General features: G+C 71.5%; 15 protein-coding genes. 6 read left to right on the forward strand and 9 right to left on the reverse strand.

Going from position 1 to position 19,898, the window contains the following annotated elements:
* Positions 1-140: 140 nt before the first annotated feature.
* The 4 genes from BJY14_RS02955 to BJY14_RS02970 all read right to left on the reverse strand — a co-directional run bounded on the left by BJY14_RS02955 (position 141) and on the right by BJY14_RS02970 (position 4,924).
* A complete protein-coding gene (locus BJY14_RS02955) occupies positions 141-1,769 on the reverse strand; it encodes an MFS transporter (RefSeq protein ID WP_179842169.1) in 1,629 nt (542 codons plus the stop codon).
* 115 nt (positions 1,770-1,884) lie between these two features.
* Positions 1,885-2,994 carry an FHA domain-containing protein gene (locus tag BJY14_RS02960; RefSeq protein WP_179842170.1) on the reverse strand — a complete coding sequence of 370 codons (1,110 nt, stop codon included), beginning with the start codon at positions 2,992-2,994 and terminating at the stop codon, positions 1,885-1,887.
* The gene (locus BJY14_RS02965) at positions 2,995-3,432 is read right to left on the reverse strand and encodes a hypothetical protein (RefSeq protein WP_179842171.1); all 438 of its coding nucleotides are present in this window, start codon (positions 3,430-3,432) and stop codon (positions 2,995-2,997) included.
* 67 nt (positions 3,433-3,499) lie between these two features.
* Complete coding sequence (locus BJY14_RS02970) at positions 3,500-4,924, reverse strand: hypothetical protein (protein WP_312879774.1); 1,425 nt, start codon at positions 4,922-4,924, stop codon at positions 3,500-3,502.
* Between the two features lie 742 nt (positions 4,925-5,666).
* Here BJY14_RS02970 and BJY14_RS02975 point away from each other — a divergent pair.
* Positions 5,667-6,032, forward strand: a complete 366-nt coding sequence (locus BJY14_RS02975) for a cupin domain-containing protein (protein ID WP_246395769.1) — start codon at positions 5,667-5,669, stop codon at positions 6,030-6,032.
* On the forward strand, positions 6,029-7,426 hold the full coding sequence (locus tag BJY14_RS02980; RefSeq protein ID WP_179842174.1) for a tetratricopeptide repeat protein: 1,398 nt from the start codon (positions 6,029-6,031) through the stop codon (positions 7,424-7,426). Before BJY14_RS02975 ends, BJY14_RS02980 begins: the two co-directional genes overlap by 4 nt.
* 72 nt (positions 7,427-7,498) lie before the next feature.
* Here BJY14_RS02980 and BJY14_RS02985 read toward each other — a convergent pair whose 3' ends face one another.
* Entirely contained in the window at positions 7,499-8,329 is an 831-nt protein-coding gene (locus BJY14_RS02985) for a LysR family transcriptional regulator (protein ID WP_179842175.1), read from the reverse strand.
* A gap of 95 nt (positions 8,330-8,424) precedes the next feature.
* On the opposite strand from BJY14_RS02985, the gene BJY14_RS02990 reads away from it, so the two are divergent.
* A complete protein-coding gene (locus tag BJY14_RS02990; protein WP_179842176.1) occupies positions 8,425-9,156 on the forward strand; it encodes an SDR family oxidoreductase in 732 nt (243 codons plus the stop codon).
* 270 nt (positions 9,157-9,426) lie between these two features.
* Here the strand turns inward: BJY14_RS02990 and BJY14_RS02995 are convergent, their stop codons facing one another.
* Positions 9,427-10,104, reverse strand: coding sequence for a TetR/AcrR family transcriptional regulator (locus BJY14_RS02995; protein ID WP_179842177.1), 678 nt, complete (start codon positions 10,102-10,104; stop codon positions 9,427-9,429).
* 73 nt (positions 10,105-10,177) lie between these two features.
* On the opposite strand from BJY14_RS02995, the gene BJY14_RS03000 reads away from it, so the two are divergent.
* The gene (locus tag BJY14_RS03000; protein ID WP_179842178.1) at positions 10,178-11,782 is read left to right on the forward strand and encodes an ABC-F family ATP-binding cassette domain-containing protein; all 1,605 of its coding nucleotides are present in this window, start codon (positions 10,178-10,180) and stop codon (positions 11,780-11,782) included.
* 102 nt (positions 11,783-11,884) lie between these two features.
* On the opposite strand, the gene BJY14_RS03005 is transcribed toward BJY14_RS03000, so the two are convergent.
* Complete coding sequence (locus tag BJY14_RS03005) at positions 11,885-12,970, reverse strand: helix-turn-helix domain-containing protein (protein ID WP_179842179.1); 1,086 nt, start codon at positions 12,968-12,970, stop codon at positions 11,885-11,887.
* Between the two features lie 100 nt (positions 12,971-13,070).
* Between BJY14_RS03005 and BJY14_RS03010 the strand changes: the two genes are divergently transcribed.
* Both BJY14_RS03010 and BJY14_RS03015 read left to right on the forward strand, forming a co-directional pair.
* A complete protein-coding gene (locus tag BJY14_RS03010) occupies positions 13,071-14,309 on the forward strand; it encodes an MFS transporter (protein ID WP_179842180.1) in 1,239 nt (412 codons plus the stop codon).
* 256 nt (positions 14,310-14,565) lie between these two features.
* On the forward strand, positions 14,566-14,781 hold the full coding sequence (locus BJY14_RS03015; RefSeq protein ID WP_179842181.1) for a hypothetical protein: 216 nt from the start codon (positions 14,566-14,568) through the stop codon (positions 14,779-14,781).
* A 1,056-nt stretch (positions 14,782-15,837) separates the two neighbouring features.
* Here BJY14_RS03015 and BJY14_RS03020 read toward each other — a convergent pair.
* On the reverse strand, positions 15,838-18,666 hold the full coding sequence (locus tag BJY14_RS03020; protein ID WP_179842182.1) for an FAD-binding and (Fe-S)-binding domain-containing protein: 2,829 nt from the start codon (positions 18,664-18,666) through the stop codon (positions 15,838-15,840).
* Complete coding sequence (locus BJY14_RS03025; RefSeq protein ID WP_179842183.1) at positions 18,663-19,877, reverse strand: CaiB/BaiF CoA transferase family protein; 1,215 nt, start codon at positions 19,875-19,877, stop codon at positions 18,663-18,665. The genes BJY14_RS03020 and BJY14_RS03025 overlap by 4 nt, the downstream gene beginning before the upstream one ends.
* Positions 19,878-19,898 lie beyond the last annotated feature (21 nt).

Genomic DNA, 19,898 nt, shown 5'->3' on the forward strand with positions numbered 1-19,898 from the left:
TCCCGGCGGCGCCGGGCACCCCGAGGCCGCCCCGGCCCTGACGGTCCTCCGCGGCGGCCCGGGACCGCAGGCAGTATGCGAACGCATGTGGGCACCGCTGGCTTGTCGGGCAGGGGCACCGTTGGGTCCTGGCCGGTGTGTCAGGCGTCGGCAGGCTGGACGGCCGCACCCTCGGCGGCGCCGGCGGTCCGCTTGGTGTCCACGCCGAACACCGCGACGACCAAAACCGCGAGCAGCAGCGGCACCGCCCCGAGCAACGCGGTCGTGTTGATCGACGGCACCGTCGCGCCCGCCACCAGCACGACCGTGACGGCGACGCCGCCGAGTTTGCCGACGCCCGCCGACAGTCCCGACCCGCGCGAGCGGATCCGCGTCGGGTAGATCTCCGAGCTGTAGGCGGCCAGGACAGCCGCGATCGTCGCGGTGCCCACGATCGGGCCGGCCAGGAGCACATAGAGCCAGGCACGGTCGTGCGCGAGATGCTCGCCAGAAACCGAGAACGCCACCAGGGCCGCCGCGACCAGGGCGGTCAACATGATGATCGTCTTCTTGGCGCTCCACAGCCCGTACATCGCGGCGGCGACGAACACCAGCGGCAGCCCGAGCAGCGAGGAGTCGCGCAGCGCCGCGTCCGCCGTCTTCTGCGCCAGTCCGAGTTTCTGCAGGTTGGACGGGATCCACAACTGGAACCCGTAGGTCACCAGCCCGATGCCCAGGCCGAGCACCACCACGGCGATGCTGAGCCCGGCGAACGGCGGCCGGAACAGCGGGGTGAACCCGGCGCCGTGCGCGGCCTCCCTGCGCTCCTCGGCGGCGTCGGTGTCCGGGTCGGCGGCGGGCGCCTCGACCGCGCCGTACCGTGCCATGATCGCGCGGGCCTCGTCCTCCCGGCCGTGCGCGAGCAGGAACCGCGGCGACTCGGGTATCCAGCGGTTCAGCGCGATGAGGAGCACGCCCGTCGGCATCCCCAGCAGCCAAAGGATCCGCCACGAGTAGTGCGGGACCAGCGCCGACGACAGCGAGCTGGTGATCGAGTAGGCCAGCGCCAGGTTCCCGCCGATCAGCACCATCACCCAGCCCCGGTGCCGGCCCGGGATCATCTCCGCCAGCAGCGAGAACGTGATCGGCAGCATCCCACCGGCGGCCAGCCCCATCATCAGGCACATCGCCAGGTTCCACCAGAACGACGGCATCGCCCCGCACACCGCGGTGGTCACGAACATCACCCCGGCCAGCAGGATCGACGACCGCCGCCCGATGTGGTCGCCGAGCCACCCCCACAGGAACGACCCGAGCACCGTTCCCGTGAGGCCGAACAGCGGCAGGAGCGCGACCGGCCAATGCCCGCCCGGGTTCAGCGCCGACTTCAGCCCGTACTCCTTGCCCATCCCGGGCGCCACGAACGACAGCGTGATCGGCTTCATCGCGTCGATCGTCACCGCCGTCGTCATCACCAGGACGAGGCCGATGTGAGCCGGCCGGAACGGCGCGTCGTGCGCGGCACGGATCCGGGCCGCGCCCTCGCGCCGGGACGCCGCGAGCCCTCGCGGGAGCAGCCCGTAGGTGGTGAGCGCGAGCCCCACGACGATCAGCGCCATACCGGTGACCATCGGGGCGTCCATCGCCATCCCGCGCATGTGGTAGTGCATGTCGGCCGAGCCGATGTACATCGGAAGGTGCAGCGCCACCCCCGCCACGCAGGCCAGGAACCCGGTCCAGAAGGCCGGCGGGTGGGCGAACGTGATGCCGCCCATGGGACGTGTTCGCATCTGTCTCCTTTCGGGGACACGGCCGGGACAGCGGCCGATGTCGATCATGGTCGAGACTGACCGAGGGGACGTGGGACGCCCTGTCCGGTGCCCGTCTGAATCCCCCCGGACCGGATCAGATCTTCCGGTTGGACTCGAAGCGGAGCGTGCGCGCCAGCCCCACCCGCACGGTCGCGCCCGGCGCCAGCTCCAGCGGGGCGTCCGGCGCGAGCCGGACGAACTCGGTCTCGCCGGGGCCGCGCACGGCGGTGCCGTTCGCCGAGCCGAGGTCGACGACGTTGACCTGCCACTCCTCCAACCGGACCAGCGCGTGCCGCCGCGAGATCGACTCCTCGGCGTCGGCCATCCGCAGCGGGTGCGCCCGTCCGTCGGTCACCTCCGGGGCCCGGTCGGGCAGCCGCCCGATCAGCTGGTCGTCCTCCAGCGGGACCGTCTGCCCGTCGTCCAGCAGCAGCACGCCGAGCGGCGGCCGCGGGCCGCGGAACGGCAACAGCGTCAACTGCAGCATCGAGATGCCGCACACGGCGCAGTAATGCGCGCGCGGATCGTTGAAATGCTCGTTCTTGCAGTTGACGCCGAGGACCGGCGGGCCGCCCGGACGCCGTTTGGGCTGTTTGCGGATAAGGCTGACCCTTTCCTGCGGGGCGGCCTCGTCCAGCATCGTCCTCAGCTGCTCAGGCGCGACGGCCCGCGGCCCGCCCGCCGCCGGCTGGTCGGCCCGCGCCGCGGAGTCCCCCGCCGGGCGCCGCACCGACCGGCGCAGCCCCCCGCCGCGCGTCACGCCCGACCCCAGCCGCAGCCGCGGCTCGGCCCGTCCCGCGCCGGGCAGTGTCAGCTCCAGGCTCGCCACCGGGCCCTCCACGACCCGGTCGGCGGCCCCGTGCGGGTCGCCTCCGATCCGGACCTCGCGCCCATCGGCGAGCATCACCCGCGCCGCGGCGTCCCCGCTGACCAGCACCGCGAACCCGGTCCGCCCTGCGGGGCCGGCGAGCGCGCAGGCCAGCGGACGGTTCCCGTGCTGCGCCGCCAGCACCCGCGCCGCGCGGCGCACCAGCGCCGGACCGTCACCGCCGCCGGCGGCGACCTGTTCCAGCGCGGCCAGCAGCCCGTCCACCAGCGCCGCGGTCACCGCGTCCGGGGCGGCGCACACCAGCGACAGCTCGCCCTCCTGCGCGACCAGCCCGTCCCCGGCCAGCGGCCGGGCGACCCCCCCGGGGCCCGCCACTCACAGCACCCGCCCGCCGCGCAGCCTCCACTGCACGAACAGCACCCGCATCGGGCCGTTGACGAAGAGCCACTGTCCGAGCCACACGAACGTGAACATCGTCCAGAACGTGGACGCGGCGACATGCTCGCCGCCGGGGACAAGCCCTGCGTCGACCAGCAGCCACATCACCAGCCCCTCCGGCACGATCGTGACCAGGCCGAACAGGGTCGGCCAGTCTTTGTCCCAGCGGAACTGCATCAGCAGGTGGTACACCAGCTCCCACCCCAGGCCCACCACGATGACCGCGAGAAGGATCAGGTAAGCCGTCCTGTAGGTCGCGCCGATCGACCCGGACGTGCCGGGCAGCACCGGCACGATCAGGCCGGTCAGCACGACGCCGACGGTGGCCAGCACGAAGATCCTCGTCTGCAGGCGTCCGGCGAGGGTGGGGATCATGGGAGCACTCCTGACGTCGGGGGACGGGGCGGTGAGGTACCCGGTGGCCGGGCCACGGGGAACCCGGTCAGACTGGGCGTCCGGCCGCCCACCTGACCCACTGCCCTACCGACCGCACCGGCCCGAGGCGCGAGCAGAAACCGCGACGGGCGAGGTCGGCGGCGATGTCCAGCGCCGCGGTCTGCATCCCCAGGAAGCTGTCCACGGCGGGGAAGTGGTTGCCCGCGACGGCCGCGCCGGAGGCGTACAGCACGCCGCCCTCGCTTTCGGCACCGAGCACCTCGAAGTGCTCTCCGACCGTCAGGCGCCCGGCGCCGTTGCGCCGGGCCCCGCCGAACCGCAGCAGATCGGCCAGCACCCGGTGCTCGGGCATGTCGGCCTCCAGCCCGGTGCAGTCGATGATGAAGTCGGAGACGTAGCGGCCGAGCCGCCCGTCACCGCTGCGGGTGAGACTGACCAGCCGCCCGTCCGGCGCCGGCTCGACCCGGTCGACCACCGCCTGGAACGGGTGGTACCAGCCGCCTTTCCTCCCCCGGCGCATCTGCTCCTGCCAGCGCCGCAGCCGCGGCGTGGTCGTCCCGCCGACCATCTTGGACAGCGCGGCCCTGCGCTCGGGGCCGGCCCGCCGGAACTGCGCCTTCAACTGCCCGCCGAACGCCGATTTCGGCAGCGTGAACGCCTGGTAGGCCCACCCATCGCCGCCCTTGCGCCGCATCCGCGGGCCGGGGCCGTGCGCGCTCGTCACGAACGTGCGGAACATGTGCACGATCTGCGTCTGCAGGCCGTACTTCTCCCGGTCGTCCATCAACCGCTGCAGCACGCGGGAGGCGACGATGCCCGCACCGCGCACCACGACCACCCCGGGACGCGACTTCAGCGCCTCGTAGACGTGCTCGTGCGGCTCATAGGCGTTGACCACCCGGTGGTAGTCGTTGTGAGTTTCGCGGAACTCCTGCAGGTCCGGCAGGAACTTCAGGCCCGGGTACCCCACAGCCAGGTGCACGTACTGCGACCGGAACACCACCCGCTTGGTAGCCGTGGTGCCAGGCGGCGGCGTCAGAACCGTGAAATAACCGCCGCCCGCCCGGCGCCGCACCATCCGCACCTGTCCCTTGGCCAGCATCTCCCAGTAGGACACCCGGTCGGCCTCGCGGCGCATCGTCTCGAACACGGTCGCGGCACGCGGGCTGAAGAAGTCGGACAGGACCGGCTCGGTCAGCACTTGCAGGAGCAGCTTCACCGACTTGTCCCGCCACGCCTCGTGCAGCGCGTACGAGGGGAACCCCCAGATGTTGTCCGGGCGCGCTCCGGCGTCGGAGCGGATCCGCTCGCCCGCGGGCAGCTGCGAAACCCGCGTCAGGTACTCCCACGACTGCCACGGCGCGTCCCGGCTGGACAGCACCCGGATCGAACCCGGTGGAACGCCTTGGATCCGCAGCACGTCCACCAGCGTGAACGTGCCGATCCCGCCCCCGACCGACACCATTGGCACGTCGTACAACGGAATTCCGGCGGCTTCCACTTGCCGGTCGTGCCAGAGCGGTGAGCGAAGCAGCTCGGGCGTGAGATCACCAGAAGGCCGGCCACCCTGCAACGACATCCCCCGCGACACTTTTCCTACAAAACCGGCGATACCTTATCCCACAGCGGACGCCCGGCAGCAGGGAAGGAGCGATTGGCGAAGCCGAGGCAGGCCGCCTCCCACCGGCGATCTCGGTGGCAATGTTCCGGCGTCCGCCCCCCGCGCCGCCTCCAAGGCACGGCCGTCCGCAGGTGGGGTGGCCGGGTCCCGGTCGGAACTCGTCCGACACCGATGCCAAGGCCAGGGTCGCCAGACCGCGCGTCCATGCGGGCAGGCCACGGCTCCCCCCACGCAGGCTCTCGCGCCCGGGCAGCCACTCAGGTACTGCCCCAGGCCACCCGGCGGGGCCCGTTGCCCGGACGGTTTATCGCATGCAAGGCTGAACAGTCCTCACAAGAATCTCTTCCGCTTACACTCCGCGCCCTCTCGGAGTGGACGGTGCACAGGCCCGCGGAGATCACTGCCGCTTTGTGCCGCCGGCGACGTCCACGAGCACGGCGCGAGGAACCCGGGCCACGCCGGGTTTCCCCACCGGAACGGCCAACAAGGGACACAATTGACTGATCACGCACGGGGGGCGGCGGCCTGGCATGGCCGCATCGAGCATGTCCGCGGCGCCGACCTGGACCCCGACACCGCACAGACATCGGGAATGCGAAGGTACGAGGCGATCTCGGGCAGGAGGGTGGGCTCGGAGCGGCTCTGGATGGGCCGTACCCACGTCGGGCCCGCGACCAGTTCCGGCGACCATCACCACGGCGAGGCGGAAACGGCGATCTACATCGTCTCCGGCCGCCCGGTCTTCGTCTTCGCCGAAGGCACCGAGGAGGTCCGAGTCGAGACCGGGCCTGGCGACTACATCTTCGTCCCGCCCTATGTCCCGCACCGTGAAGAGAACCCCTCCCCCGACGAGGAGGCAGTCGTGGTCATCGCCCGCAGCACGCAGGAGGGAATCGTGGTCAACCTGCCCAGCCTGTGGGCGGACGTCGAGCGTCCGGCGGACCCCGGACAGCCATGAGGGCCGACGAGCACGGGCAGGCCATCGGTACGGGAAGCCGCACCGCACTCGAACACTACGACAACGCCATCCACGAACTGCTGCACTTCCGCCCGGAGGTCGACGCCGAAGCGAAGCAGGCACTCGAAGCGGATCCCGACTTCCCGCTGGGCAACGTCCTGTCGGCATACCTCCAACTGCTGAGCACCGAGCCCGACAACGCGCGGGCCGCGGCGGAGCGGTTCCGACACTTCCGGTCGCGCGTGGACGGCTCCGGGCTCCTCCCCCGGGAGCGAGCACACGTCGCGGCGGTCGACCGCCTGTTGGCGGGCGACTTCCCCGGCTGCGGCCGCTTGCTCGGCAAGATCAGCGAGGAGTATCCACGCGACGTCCTCGCGCTGTTCGTCGGCCATCAGATCGACTACTTCACCGGCGACGCCCGCGCGTTGCGCGACCGGGTCGGCGGTGCGCTGACGGCATGGAGCGAGACCGACCGGCATTTCGGCCAACTGCTCGGCATGTACGCCTTCGGATTGGAAGAGGCCGGGCACTACGACCGATCTGAAGAGGTGGGGCTGCGCGCGGTCGAACTCGACCCCAAGGACGTGTGGGGCATCCACGCGGTCGTCCACACCTACGAAATGCAAGGCCGATTCCGGCGAGGAACCGCCTACCTGGACGAACGTCTGACGGACTGGTCGACCGGCACGTTCTTCAACGTGCACGCATGGTGGCACTACGCCCTCTACGCACTGGAGGCCGGAGACACGGCCCGGGCCCTGGAGATCTACGACGCCGTACTCCACGGCCCGGAGTCCACAGGCACCGCGATGGAACTGCTGGACGCCGCCGCCCTGCTCTGGCGCCTGCTTCTCGAAGGCGATGACCAGAACGCAAGGTGGAACGCCTTGGCCGACGCATGGGCGTCCAAAGCCCGGGAGCCTTTCTACGCGTTCAATGACATGCACGCGGTGATGGCCTTCGTCGGCGCCGGCCGCTTCGGCGACGCCGACCGGCTGATCGCCGACCGCGAGGCCTACCTGGCCGCCCCCCTGCCCGACGTCACCAACCAGGCGATGACCGCACGCGTCGGCCTTCCCGTCTGCCGCGCCCTGGTGGCCTTCGGCCGCGGAGACCACACCACCGCCGTCGACCTCCTCGCCCCCGTCAGGCACCACGTCAACGAATTCGGCGGCAGCCACGCGCAGCGCGACGCGGTGCAGAAGACCCTGCTGGAGGCCGCCCTCCGCTCCGGCCACCTCGATCTGGCCCGCGTCCTGGTCAGCGAGCGGATCAGCGTGCGACCGTCCAGCCCGTTCAACTGGCTCAAGCACGCCGACGTGGCCGAAGCCCTCGGTGACGCCGCCACCGCGACCACCGCCCGATCGCACGCCGCGAAACTGCGCCAGCCCTGAGAAACGGATAGTGACAATCCAAATTCTCCCGCGAGGCACCTGCTATCGCTGCCTCGACAAATGGCTCCCGCTCTAAAGGCGGGTGGCCGTCTGGATCAGCCCGGCGAGGGCCAGGGAACGGCTGTGCGGCGGCCAGGCGATCACGGTGGTGACGGTCGGCGCGTCCAGGATCGGCACGAAGGCGAGGTCGCGGCGGAGATGGATCCGGGCGGTCTCCGGCAGGAGGGCCACCGCCCTCCCCAGCGCGATCAGCTGCAGGAGCTGGGCGTGGTCGTGCACCTCGGGTCCCGGGCCGTCGGGGTAGCCGCCGTCGCAGTGCGGCCAGCGTGGCAGCGGAAGGCCGGCGATGTCGGCCATGCGCAGGTCCGTACGGCCTTCGAGGGGATGGTCCTTCGGCAGGACCAGGATCTGGCCCTCGGTGCTCAGCTCCTCGATGTCCAGGCCGGTCGTCGAGTCGAACGGCCTGTGCAGCAGGCCCACGTCGGCCCGGCCGTCGCGAAGGAGCCGCTCCTGCTCCCCGATCCCGCACAGCAGGACCTCGACGGCGACCGCGCCGGGCTCGGCGGCGTAGGCGTCCAGGAGCTTCGGCAGCAGTTCGCTCGATGCCCCGGCCTTCGTGACCAGCACCAGTTTCGGCTCCCCGGCGGCGGCGCGGCGGGTGCGGCGGGCGGCGGCGTCGACCGCGTCGAGGGCAGCCTGGCCCTCCCTGAGCAGGACCTTTCCTGCCTCGGTGAGTTCGACGGTACGGCTGGTACGTTCGAGAAGCTGAACGCCCAGGCGGCGTTCCAGCTGCTTGATCGCCCGCGAGAGGGGCGGCTGGGCGATCCCGAGGCGCTCGGCGGCGCGGCCGAAATGGAACTCCTCGGCGACGGCGACGAAGTACCGCAACTCCCGCGTCTCCATGCTCTCACCGTACCCGGGGATCAATACCCGTGAGGTATCGACCGCTACCCAGGCGGTGTTGGAGTGCTCTCGGCCGAGCGGCCAGGATTTCGGGTATGAGCGAACAGACGATCACGCTGATCACCGGCGCCAACAAGGGAATCGGATACGAGATCGCCGTCGGGCTGGGCGCCCTTGGCCACACCGTCGGCGTGGGGGCCAGGTCCCCGGAGCGGCTCTCGGAGGCCGTCGAGAAACTCCGCGCCGAGGGGGTCGACGCGTTCGCGGTACCCCTCGACGTGACCTCCGACGAGAGCGTCGCCGCCGCGGCCTCCCTGCTCTCCGAGCGTTTCGGACGGCTCGACGTGCTGGTCAACAACGCCGGGGTGACCGGCGGGATGCCACAGACGCCCACGACCGTCGACCCCGCGACCGTGCGAACGGTCGTGGAGACCAACGTGATCGGCGTCATCCGCGTCACCAACGCCATGCTGCCGCTGCTCAGGCGGTCCGCCGCACCACGGATCGTGAACATGTCCAGCAGCGTCGGGTCTCTCACCCGCCAGAGTTCTCAGTCCGCCATGGAGGCCGTAGGCCCGATCTCCGCCGCCTACTCGCCCTCCAAGACCTTCCTCAACGCCGTGACCCTCCAGTACGCCAAGGAACTGCACGACACCAACATCCTGATCAACGCCGCCTGCCCCGGCTACTGCGCAACCGATCTCAACGGCTTCCGCGGCGTCCGCACCGCTCGACAAGGCGCCGCCGTAGCCATCCACCTGGCCACCCTGCCCGACAACGGCCCCACCGGCTCCTTCTTCGAAGACGCCGGCGTGGTGCCCTGGTAACTCGTCACGCCGTCGGCTCCGCTGCCCGGCGGTTGCACCGGGGCCATGAGTGACGTTCCGGACATCCAGAACGCTGAGTGGTAGACGACGGCCACGGAAACCCCACCGTGACCGTCGGCGGGGTGCACCCGCCCGGACTGCGGACCACCCCGCGCTCGAGCCCCGTCCCTGACACCCCCGAGTCGGGGGCGGGGCTCCTTCCGGCCTGACCAAGACCCCGAGCGCTGGAAGCGACGGCGCAGCGTGGGCCGCCGAAGATGCGGCGCCGGGCTACCCGGTGCTGTTCGCGCGGATTCCGTCGATCAGGTATCCCAGGCCGCGGTGGAACGCGTCGTCCCAGTCGTTGTCGCTGGGATGACCATGCGCGGCCAGCGTCGGATACGTCTCGCGCCGGGCCGCGAGGATCTTGTCGGCGGCGTCGCGGGTGGACGGCTCGTCCCCGCCGTGCCAGGAAAGCTGGCTGATCGCGGCCCCGATCACGAAGTGCGACAGTCCGTAGGCCGCGGCGGTCAGCGGCGCGCCCGTGAGCCCGGCGCGTTGCAGGGCCGCATGCAGGAACTCGGTGCGCGTGAGGACGTTCGGGCCGAGCATCGGCCGGCCCATCAGCGTCGCGGTCCATCGGTGCCGGAGCATCACCGCGCGCCACCGCTCCACCATCGCGGTGACGTCGGCGCACCAGTCGCCGGTCGCCGGCGGCACCTCGGCCTCGGCGAACACCCTGTCGAGCGCCAGGTCGAGCACGTCGTCCTTGGTGTCGAGGTGCCAGTACAGCGTGGTCGAGCCGGTGCCGAGCCGCTCGGCCAGCCGCCGCATGGTCAGCCGGTCCGCGCCCTCCTCGTCCAGGAGCGCGACCGCTTCGGCGACGATGCGTTCCCGCGACAGCGGCGGCGCCTCCCGCCGTCCGCGCGGCTGCTTCAACCAGATGTCGCCCGCTCGGCTCGTCCCCATCCGCCCAGTCTAGTACGGTGGACGAGTACCGGATCAATGTTCTAGTTACCCGATCATCGTTCAGAGGTGGTTCGTGGGGCACATCGATGTGAGCGACCTGGCCTATGCGCTGCCCGATGGACGACCCTTGCTGCGCGAGGTGTCCTTCCGTGTGGGGCAGGGTGCGAAGGCGGCCCTGGTCGGACCGAACGGCGGCGGCAAGACGACGCTGCTCAGGCTCATCGCCGGGGAACTGACCCCTTCCGCGGGGAAGGTCGCCAACACGGGCGGCCTCGGCGTGATGCGCCAGTTCACTGCGGAGGACCGCACTGTCCGCGAGCTCCTCCTGTCGGTCGCACCGCCGCGGATCCGGGCGGCGACCGGCGCGCTCGCACGCGCCGAAGCCGCGCTGGCCGACGCCCCGGAGACCCAGATCGCCTACGCCCAGGCCATCAGCGACTTCACCGAGGCCGGCGGCTACGACCTGGAAGTCGTCTGGGACGCCTGCACGACCCTGGCCCTCGGCCTGCCGTACGAGGACGTCCGCGACCGGCCCGCGGGCACCCTGTCCGGCGGCGAGCAGAAACGGCTCATGCTGGAGACGCTGCTCCGCGGCCCCGATGAGGTCCTGCTGCTCGACGAGCCCGACAACTACCTGGACATCCCCGGCAAGCAATGGCTGGAGGAACGGCTGCGAGCCACCACCAAGACCGTGCTGCTGGTCTCCCACGACCGCCGCCTGCTCGCCGGGACGGCCGACCGGATCATCACCGTCGAGTCCGGCACGGTCTGGGTGCACGGCGGCGGTTTCGCCACCTACCCGGCCGCGCGCCGCGACCGCGCCGCCCGCATGGGCGAACTGCGCCGCCGCTGGGACGAGGAGCATGCCCGGCTGCGCCGCTTGGTCCACGCCCTGCGCCAGCGCGCCGCCGCCAACGACGCCGTCGCCTCGTCCTACCAGGCCGCCCGCAGCCGCCTGGCCCGCTTCGAGGAGGCGGGGCCGCCGGAGCCGCCGCCGCGCGAGCAGAACATCCGTGTCCGCCTGCGCGGCGGACGCACCGGAAAACGCGCCGTGGTCTGCGAAGGACTCGCGGTCGCCGACCTGACCGAGCCGTTCGACCTGGAGGTCTGGTACGGCGAACGCGTCGCCGTCCTCGGCGCGAACGGGTCGGGCAAGTCACAGTTCCTCAAGCTGCTCGCCGACCCGTCCTCAGTCCCCCATCAGGGCACGGCGAGGCTCGGCGCCCGCGTCGCTCCCGGCCACTTCGTCCAGACCCACACGCGTCCCGACCTGCGTGACCGCGGCCCTGCCGAGATCATCACGACCGGCTTCGGGACAACCCTGAACGACGCCATGCGCGCGCTGGCCCGATACGAACTCGCCCCCACGCGACGCCAGCCCTTCCAGACCCTGTCCGGCGGTCAGCAGGCACGCCTGCAGATCCTGCTGCTGGAGCTGTCCGGCTGCACCCTCCTTCTGCTGGACGAGCCGACCGACAACCTCGACCTCGCCAGCGCCCAAGCTCTCCAGGACGGCCTGACCGCCTACCAGGGCACCGTCCTGGCCGTGACGCACGACCGCTGGTTCGCCGACGACTTCGACCGCTACCTGATCTTCGAGCCGGACGGTACCGTCCACCACCGCTCCACTCCGACCTGGGAGCCAATGAACCGGACGCATGAGACAGAACAAGCCTGAAGCCCGCTCTGACCACCTCGCCGCCGCTGCCCGCCTGAGGTGGCTTCTCGGCGTTGTTCCGTTTCAGGACGCCGGTTGCCCGTGTTCGGGGATCGAAGCTGTTCAGCGCAGGACGGCCGCCAGGAGGTCGGCTCCCAGGGCGGTCAGGTCGGTCAAATTGGCGGTGTAGCGGACGTAACGGCCCTGTCGCCGGGCCGTGAGCAGGCCTGCGCGGCGCAGGACGGCGAGGTGGCGGGAAACCTCCGGGGGCGAGAGTCCCCAAGCGTGGGCCAGCTCGCCGGTGGTGTGCGGGCCGCGGGCCAGGGTGCGCAGCAGCCGCAACCGGACCGGATGGGCGAGCGCCTCCAGACGTAGCGTGACCGTTTCCAGCGATACCGGTTCCGCTGGACTCGCCTCGGCGACGGGATACTGCACCACCGGCTGCCATCCGGGCGCGTAGACCGCCACCAGGTGCGGGTGGCCGAAGACGCTGGGGAGGAAGGTGACCCCGGTGCCGCGGGCGGTGGTCGCACTGTCCTGCAGCTTGTCCACGATGATGTGGTCGCCGTCCGGGGCCAGGGTCACGGCGCTGGAGACCGACGCGAGCGCCGCCCCGATGCCCTGGTGCTTCAGCAGGTCGTTCTTCAGACGCAGGTCGGTGGCCAGTTGCACGGCGACGTCCGTCCAGGCCAGGTCGAAGAAGGCCTCGGCGCACTGCTCGAGGGTGCCGCGCACCCGGGTTCGCACGCCGGCCGGGTCCGCGAGCAGCCGTTCCGCGAACGCCTCCTGGAGCGCGCCGCGGGCCTGGGCAAGGTCCAGGGCCCGATCGCGCGCCGCCGCGTCGGCGAGCGGCGACGGTGCGGCGAAGTGGACCCGGTTGCTGCCGCACGTGGTGATGAGCGCGGCGGTCACATAGCTTTCGTCGTCGATCCGGTCCACCTCGTCCAACTCCTCGGCGAGGGTCGGCCGGGGACGAGCGGGCACCAGGAAGTCCGCTCGTGAGGAACGCCAGAGGAACTCCGCCTCCCTGAGCCGCTCGGCCAGCTCCGGTCGCAGCCCGGCCCAGACGCCTCCGGCCCAGCCGGCGAGCTGCGGGTGATGCCCGGGTTCGGCCAGCACGTGCAGCATCGCGGTCAGCTCCGCCAGCGGGGAGGCGGCGAACCGCAGTTTCCCGGACGGCGGGCCGCCGATGTCGATCCTCAACGTCATCCCCACATCCTCGCTGGTCGGAGGGCCGACGACCGTCCCGGTTGACGGTATTCGTCAACCGGGATGGGTGGGCCGGGCGGCCGAACGCACCGTTGACGCCATGGCGACCACCAAGATCCATGCGCGCGCCCTCCTCCGCGCCTCCGGAGGCCCCCGCTATGCCATCGCCCTGGCCGTGGACGCGCTCGGCACCGGCCTGCTACGGCCCTTCCTGCTGCTCTACGGGGTGATGGTGCTGAGGCTGTCCGCGTCGGCCACCGGCATCGCCATGACGACCGGCGTCGTCATGGGTCTGGTGTGCATGCCCGCTGTCGGCCGATGGCTGGACCGGGGCGCACGCAGCACGGTCGTGGCGGCGTCGATGCTGGTACGGGTGCTGGGAGTGGCGCTGCTGCTGGCCGCCCCCGCAGGGCACGTCTGGCTGTTCGCGACGGCGGCGCTCTTCCTCGGCATCGGCAACCAGGCATGGCCCGCAGCCCACGCCGCCCTCGTGGCCACGGTCGCTCACGGCCGCGAACGCGACGCCGCTCTCGCGGGAGGCCGCGCCCTGCGCAACGCCGGCCTGGGCGCGGGCGCCCTCCTCGCCACCGCCTGCCTTACGGGCGGCACCACTGCGCTGCAGGCGCTGGCAGCCGCCACCGGGCTCGCCTATCTCGCCGCGGCGACCTTGGCATGGTCGGTCCGCCTGCGTGCGCGTCCGGCCGCTGTTCCGCCCAATGGCGGGGCCGGCGGGACCGCACCTCGGATGCGTGCGTTGCTGGCCGCCAACGTGGTCTACGTCTTCTGTCTCAACGTCCCCGAAATCGCGGTGCCTCTGGTCCTGGTGACCCAGTTGCACGCATCCCCGCTGTGGGCGGCGGCCATCTTCGTGGCGAACACGGTGCTGGTGGTCACCCTGCAGGTCCCGGTCACCGTCCTGATGTCCCGCTTCTCCCGGCGGACCGTGCTGGCTCTGGCCGGCGTGGTGCTCGCCGCGTCCTACCTCGGTTTCCTGGCGGCCACGTCGCCGGAACACCGCTGGAGCGCCCCGGCCGTCGCCGCGGTCTCCGTGGTCTGCGCCATCGGCGAGATCATCTATGCCGGCAGCGCCACCGCGCTCGTCACCGCCCTCGCCCCGGCCCCCGTCCTCGGACGCGCCCTCTCCCGCTTCCAGCTCTCCACCGGCCTCGGCCTCGCCGTCTCCCCGGCTGTCATGACCTCTCTCGCCTCCCACGGCCCGGCCGCCCTCTGGGGCAGCCTCGCCGCTTCGACGCTCCTGTCCGCCTCGGCCGTCGCCACCGAGAAAGACCAGGCAACAGGGCTCAGCGACAGCCGCCACCCGGCGAGAGCGGGCTCGTGAACTCGGCAGCCGCCTCGCCCGCCTTGGGCGGCTTCATATCCAGCGCTTACGGAGGACGAGCGTGCGGCGGTCGACGTCGAGATCGCCCCGGAGATCAGGTACCCCCTATCCGTCGACGCGGGCTGGCCAGACGCAAGGACCTCCCGAAGGACGTGAAGGCGCAGTTCTCCACCGACCAGGACTTCGCGGTGCGTCCGCTCCTCGCCGAGCACCACCACGATGCGCCCGTCGAGTTGCTCTCGGAGATCTGGCGCGAGTGGGAGGGCTGTCGCAATGGCACATCAGGGAACGCATCCCACACGAAGGACTGCGCCGGTTCGCGGACGATCCGCACCCCCGGATGCGGGCGCTGGCCCTGGACGACCCGCAGACACCGCCGGAACTCGTCGACAAGCTGAGCCCCGACGAAGAGCCATGGGTGCGGTGGTGCGCCCTGCGCGATCCCCCGCTCCCACCCGACCGGGTCAGCTGACCCAACTCGTCGCCGTGGCCGTTACGGCGGGTGATGGCTTTTATCAGCCAACGGCTCCTTATTGTCAAATCCGCCGTTCAGTAGACATTCCGCCAGACTCCCTCACGCCCGTCCATTTAGCATGATTTGGCAACTTTGCACCTTATCGTTCAGGGTAAACCGATATCAAAATTAAGGCTCGCCCGATTATCGGACGGAGATCATCTTCCGCCTATTGTGCGTGTTTTCCACGATGCCCCCGCTTAGGACAGTGAGTAATGCTGGCCGCGAGATGCGGCCTCATGCAAGGTCGCCAGTCGCCACGGAAAGTTGGGCAGATCATGCGCACAGGTGGCCGGATCGCTGTAGCGGCGGCAAGCACGATAGTCGCAGGAGCGGCTCTGATGATCCCGCTAGCGTCCTCGCAGGCGGCGGTCAACAGTCAGGCGCACAGCGCGAGGGGCCGCTGCCGGCACGGAGTGCGTGACGTACAGTTTCGCGACAGCGTGTTTCCGGAAGCACGGAGACGGAATCCTGCTGTACAACGGGGGCAACACGAGCGACGACGTGACGATAGCGAAATGGAGCAACTACCTGCGAACCCGCTCCGGAGCGTGGAAATACTACCGAAAAGGTCACCACGTCAACCCCTATCCTCAAAATTGGAGGGGGCCCTGGAAGCACAACTTCTACGAGGACCAGTCCGTGAACGCCTACGGGGGCAAGGGAAGCGGGATCCGCTTGTACGCGTGCGTCGGCGGAAAAGGCTGCTCGCGGTACATCTGGATCCGCAACAGCCAGTAGGCGACAAAACAGGAACGACCGGAGCACACAGCTGCACCGGCAAGTGCACGGGCTGGATGCAGCCGCAGACGTCCTGCAAGCTCTGTCGTTTCGTCGCCGTCTCGTCCTGGCCGAAGGCGCCCAGGCAAGCGAGGAGGACCTGCTGGCCTGGGCCCGCGCCAACGCACCCGAACCGGCCGCCACGCGCAGGGAAACTCGGAATGTTCGATCGTGCGGTCGCCGAGCTCTCGTGCGCCCTGGAGGCTCGGCCGTCGTTTACTCCGTGTCGGACACTCACGATCTGCTCCCCGGAGGCGTGATGGCTAGGGACAGGAGTTCGGCCAGGTGGAGGCCGGTCTTGTGGGCGAGGTCGCCTAGCTGTGTCCGGCAGGAGAAGCCGTCGGTGAGGACGGTCTCCGGGGCGTCCTCGGCGTGGACCGCCGGCAGCAGCGCGGTCCCGGCGACGGCCACGCTGACGTCGTAGTGACCGCGCTCGACGCCGAAGTTCCCCGCCAGACCGCAGCAGCCGTCGATCGTCCGCGTCCGGACGCCCGCGCGTTCCAGCAGGGCCTGGTCGGCGGAGAAGCCCATGACCGCGCGGTGGTGGCAGTGGGGCTGCACGATCGCGGACATGCCGTCCAGGCCCGGCGGCGGCCGCCAGCCTTCGGTGTCCATGAGTAGTTCGGCGAGCGTCCTCGTCGCGGCGGCTACGGCGGACGCCTCCGGCGTCCGGCCGAGAAGCTCGGCGGCGTCACCGCGGAACACGGCGGTGCACGAGGGTTCGAGGCCGACGACGGGCATGTCCGCGGCGGCGAGGGCGGCGACGCTGCGGCCGAGGAGCCGGCGCGCGGTGCCGAGCTGGCCGGTCGAGATCCAGGTCAGCCCGCAGCACAGCGCGCGTTCGGGAATGGCGACGGAGTACCCGGCGTCCTCGAGCACCGCCACGGCCGCGATGCCCACCTGCGGGGCGAACAGGTCGGTGAAGGTGTCCACCCAGAGCATCACCGGCCGGCCGGGAGCGGGCCGGTGACCGGCGAACCACCGGCGGAAGGTGCGACCGGCGAAGACGGGCAGCGGCCGGCGGGGGTCGACGCCGGCGAGCCGCTTGCCCGCCGACGCCAGCGGTCCCGCCGCCATCGCGCGGTTGACCAGGTTCGGTGTCCGGGACGCCAGCCGTGCCCAGCGGGGCAGCCACCCCAGCGAGTAGTGCGCCGCGGGACGGAGTCGTCGCCGGTAGCGCTGGTACAGGGCCTCCGCCTTGTAGGTGGCCATGTCGACACCCGTGGGGCATTCCGAGGAGCACGCCTTGCAGGAGAGGCAGAGATCGAGCGCGTCGAGCACCTCGGGCGAGCGCCACCCGGCGACCAGTTCCCCGGCGGCCATCTCCTGCAGGACGCGTGCCCGTCCGCGCGTGGAGTCCTTCTCGTCGCGGGTGGCGCGGAAGGAGGGGCACATGACGCCGTTCGAGCCGGCGGGCACGCGGCATTTGCCGACGCCGGTGCAGCGGTGCACCGCCGCGCCGAAGTCCGACCCGTCCTCGTGGAAACCGAAGCCGAGCCGGGTGGGAGAGGGCCGTGCCGCGACCTGCCGCAGGTCGGCGTCGACTGGGCGGGGACGCACGATGACGCCCGGATTGAGGACGTCGCCGGGGTCGAACGCGTCCTTGACCGCGCCGAACACGTCCAGCAGCGCGGGTGAGTACATCGCCGGGAGGAGTTCGCCGCGGGCACGCCCGTCGCCGTGCTCGCCCGACATCGACCCGCCGTAGCCGGCCACCAGTTTCGCCGCCTGACCGAGGAACTCCCGGAACACGGCCGTGCCGCCGCTGCGGCCGAGCGGGAAGTCGATGCGGACGTGGAGGCAACCGTCACCGAAATGCCCGTAGGGGACGCCGGTCAGGCCGTGCCCGTCCAGGAGTGCCTCGAAGTCGCGCAGGTAGGCACCGAGCCGGTCCGGTGGGACGGCGGCGTCCTCCCATCCGGCGAACGCGGGGCCGCCGTTCCCCGCCCGCGCGGCCAGTCCCGCCCCGTCCTCCCGGATCCTCCAGAGCGCGGCCGCCGCGCGAGAGTCGCGGACCATCCGCGCGTCCAGGGCGCCCGCCTCGTCCAGCAAGGACTTCGCGCGAGCGGCGACCTCCCCCGCGTCGTCACCGCCGAGCTCGGCGAACAGCCACCCCCTGCCGCGCGGGAGGGCGGGGACGGGCGCGCCGCCGCGGCGACGCACCACGTCCACGAGCCGGGAGTCCAGGCCCTCCAGCGCGACCGGGTGGAAGGGCAGGAGGGCGGGGACGGCGTCCGCCGCCGCCGCCATGTCGGGGTAGCCGAGCACGACGAGGGCCGTCGCCTTGGGCGCGCGGACCAGGCGCACGGTCGCTCGCTCCAGGACCCCGCAGGTCCCCTCGGTTCCGACCAGCGCCTTGGCGACGTCGAAGCCGCGTTCGGGCAGCAGGTGCTCCAGCGAGTAGCCGGAGATCTGACGGGTGAACCGCCCGCACTCGGTGCGGATCACGGCCAGCCGCGACCGCACCAGGCGGTCCAGCGCCGACAGCACCGGGCTCGACCCGGGGTCGGCGCCCCGCGTCGCGCGCAACCGCTCTCCCGTGCCGGTCACCATGTCGAGATCGACGACGTTGTCCGCGGTGCGGCCGTAGCCGAGGGCCCGGGACCCGCACGCGTTGTTGCCGATCATGCCGCCGATCGTGCAGCGGTCATGGGTGGACGGGTCGGGGCCGAACCGCAGCCCGTGCACCGCCGCACGGCGTTGCAGGTCGTCCAGCACGACCCCGGGCTCGACGACGGCCGTGGCCGAGCCCGGGTCGATGTCGTGGATCCGGTCGAGGTGGCGGGAGAGGTCCACCACCACGCCGGGCCCTACCGCGTTCCCCGCGATGGACGTGCCGGCGCCGCGGGCTGTCAGCGGAGTCGCCAGCGTCCGGCACACCTCGACGACGGCGGCGATCTCGTCGGCGTCGCGGGGGAACACGACCACCGCCGGGACGACGCGGTAGAGCGAGGCGTCTGTGGAGTACTCGGCGCGCCGGCGGGCCGAGTAGTCAAGGTCGGTGACCCCGGCCCGGCGAAGCGCGGAGACGAGGCCCTCTCCCTTCGTGCCGGTCCCCCTCATGCCGGCCCCTCGCCGGGTTGGGCACGGAGCGCGGACAGCACCTCGTCGGTGTGCTCGCCCAGTGCGGGAATCCCCCGTCCAGCGTGCGGGGGTAGACCGGCGAGGTCGAACGGGGCCCGCAGGACCCGCACGGGGCCCGCCGGAGAGTCGGCTTCGAGCCATCGGCCCCGGGCCGCGAGCTGGGGGTGCTCCACCAGGCCGCGCAGGTCATTGACGTCGCCGGTGGGTATCCCGGCCTCGAGCAGGCGCCCGGTGACCTCGTCGACCTCGCGCGGAGCGAACCGGTCCTCGATCAGCCGCTCCAGCGCGGCCCGGTTGCGCACGCGCGCCTCGTTGCCGCGGAACTCGGGCACGTCGGCGAGCTCGGGGTCGTCCAGGACGTGGGAGCAGAAGGCGCGCCACTGGGCGTCGGTCTGGACGGCGAAGTTGACGTGTCCCTTGTCGCCGACCCGGTAGACCCCGTAGGGGACCATCATGTTGTGCCGTGCTCCCGCGCGCCGCGGCTGGGTGCCGCCGTAGATCTGGTGGTACGCGGGGGCCATCATCCACTCCGCCAGGCAGTCCAGCATCGCGACGTCGACGGACTGCCCGCGGCCCGTGCGGGTGCGGTCGAGCACCGCCGCCAGGATCGAGGACAGCGCGTACACCGCAGCGCACATGTCGGCCACCGAGATCCCGGCCTTCGCGGGCGCGTCCGGCTGCCCGGTCACCGACAGCAGCCCCGCCTCGCCCTGGACCAGCAGGTCGAAGGCCTTGCGCTCGCGCAGGGGCCCGCCGGTCCCGTAGCCGGTGATCGCACAGTTGATCAGCCGCGGCCACCGCTCCGCGAGCGTCCCGGCGTCGAGGCCGAGGCGGTCGACCGCTCCGGGGCTGAGATTGTGGACGAACACGTCCGCGTCGTTCAGGAGCGCGTGCAGCGCCGCGCGGCCGTCGGCGGACTTCAGGTCGAGGGCCACGCTGCGCTTGCCCCGGTTCGCCCAGACGAAGTACGCCGACTGCCCCTTGACCACCGAGTCGTAGCCCCGGGCCAGATCACCGCCTGCCGGGTTCTCGATCTTGATCACGTCGGCTCCGAGATCGGCCAGATGGCGGCTGCACAGCGGCGCCGCGACCGCGTGCTCCAGGGCGACCACGCGCAGGCCGGCGAGCGGCGGCGCCGGCGCGTCGCACGCGGCGCCGCCGGCTGGAGCCGGGTCAGGGATTTTCGCCATCTTCGCCTTTCCTGTTCTCTC

It is taken from the genome of Actinomadura luteofluorescens, from assembly GCF_013409365.1.
GTDB classification, from domain to species: domain Bacteria; phylum Actinomycetota; class Actinomycetes; order Streptosporangiales; family Streptosporangiaceae; genus Spirillospora; species Spirillospora luteofluorescens.